Source organism: Pseudomonas sp. P7548 (assembly GCF_013386585.1).
Classification (GTDB): Bacteria; Pseudomonadota; Gammaproteobacteria; order Pseudomonadales; family Pseudomonadaceae; genus Aquipseudomonas.
In genome coordinates, this window is the sequence record NZ_JACARO010000241.1 from 1 (window position 1) to 331 (window position 331).

Below are 331 nucleotides of genomic sequence, written 5' to 3' on the forward strand. Positions count from 1 at the left end.
GGGTAACTACGCCTACACCCAGGCAGAAATCACAGAGGACAACTCGATTCCGCTCGGTGATGGGCTGCCTCGCGTACCACGGCACAGCGGTCGCCTCGCAGCCCGCTACCGGATACTTGACGGCGCCGCCAAGGGACTGGGCTTCGGTGCAGGTATTACAGCACTCAGCGCGCGTGAGTTAACCCTGCCTAATACGGTATCCGTCCCAGGCTACGCACTGCTGGATGCGCAGACTTCCTACGATTTCGACCGCTACACGATCTCGGTTTCGGCGGTAAACCTGACAGGTCGCAAAGTCTTCGAGACCTATCAATACATGGGCTCCCCAGTG

Annotated in this window: 1 protein-coding gene; it reads left to right on the forward strand. The window is 59.2% G+C overall.

Annotation, left to right across the window (positions count from 1 at the left end; genetic code table 11):
- Positions 1-331, forward strand: a 331-nt coding sequence (locus HX803_RS32495) for a TonB-dependent receptor domain-containing protein (RefSeq protein WP_178926127.1), incomplete at both ends; no start/stop codon positions are given.